Annotated in this window: 1 protein-coding gene and 1 pseudogene; both read right to left on the bottom strand. The window is 59.4% G+C overall.

Annotation, left to right across the window (positions count from 1 at the left end):
- Nucleotides 1–482 precede the first annotated feature (482 nt).
- Nucleotides 483–875: a zinc-binding dehydrogenase gene (locus NKJ91_RS34005; RefSeq protein ID WP_502903666.1), complete on the bottom strand. Its 393-nt coding sequence runs from the start codon at nt 873–875 to the stop codon at nt 483–485.
- Nucleotides 876–923: 48 nt separating this feature from the next.
- Nucleotides 924–1,196, bottom strand: a pseudogene (locus NKJ91_RS34000) (alcohol dehydrogenase catalytic domain-containing protein).
- Between the last annotated feature and the right edge of the window lie 3 nt (nt 1,197–1,199).

The raw sequence follows: 1,199 nt of genomic DNA, 5'->3' as shown, positions 1-1,199 counted from the left end.
TCGCCACCCCCCCACACCCCTGCGTCCCCCCCCTTTCCAACCTCCCCGCATTTTTTGCGTCGAAACCCCGGGGGCGCCCGCCCCCGGGGGGGGGGGGGGGGTTGGGGGGGTTGGGGGGGGCGGTATACCGCCGCCCGCACACAATGTTACTGCAGCATACCGTTCGTCTTGCTGTCCAATAGCCAAGTAGTCCATCAATGCCGGCGACAGGCAGTCATACGGCTCCAGTCCGACCTCCTTCAACTTCTCGCGAACCTCATCCATTTCCGACTGATTGACCCCAGCTCCAATGATGGAAGATACGAAGGCGGCGAAACCGGGTTCGGGCCAATCGTCGTCGAACAACCGAATGGATAAACGACAACCTTTGAAGGCATGCTCCCGTTCCACTGGGCGATACATGTGAGTGCCACACTCCTTGCATGCGTGGCGCCGGATGAGGACTGCGGGATCGACAACTGAGAGCTTGTCGCCGTTTTCGATTAACGAAACACTTTCCCTAGCTGCAAGTCCGCGCCGCCGTCGGTAAGGTCCTGGATAGCCTGGACAACCTTTTCGTTGCCGATTTCTTTGGGATTAATGAAATCGGTGAGGCCGAATTTGCGTGCCATTTCGGCCTTGGCAGGGTTGATATCGACGCCGATGATCTTGTCAGCACCGACCATGCGTGCGCCCTGAATGACGTTGAGGCCAATCCGGCCGAGATCGAAGACAACGAGTTCGAGCCGGGGCGAACCTTCGCCGTGTACATCACCGGGCCGGTACCCGTTGTGACGCCGCAGCCGATGTAGCAGATCTTGTCGAAAGGAGCGTCTTCGCGAACCTTGGCAAGCGCGATTTCCGGCAGGACGGTGAAGTTGGAGAAGGTCGAGCATCCCATGTAATGGAAGATCTCGCCACTATCGCAGGATAGGCGTGTCGTTTTATGCGGCATAAGCGCGAGTCCTTGCGTGGCCCCGGATGGACGTGCAGAGATTGGAACGTTGCGAGAGGCAGGTTTTGCACTGGCGGCATTCCGGAGTATAGAGAGGAATGACGTGATCGCCCGGCCTCAAGGTTGTGACGCCAGGGGCCTACTTCCCGAACGGTGCCCGCACCTCATGACCGAGGATCGCTGGAAACTTGCCCTCGGAATCGAGGCCCGAAAGCGTGTAGGCATCGGTGTGGCAGACCCGTGTCGCCATGACCTCTACCAGGAC

Origin of the sequence: Mesorhizobium sp. M0040 (genome assembly GCF_040323505.1) — a bacterium.
In the GTDB taxonomy this organism is placed as follows: Bacteria; Pseudomonadota; Alphaproteobacteria; order Rhizobiales; family Rhizobiaceae; genus Mesorhizobium.
The sequence above is the reverse complement of the archived record's forward strand: the minus strand, read 5'-3'. Positions and strand labels throughout refer to the sequence as shown.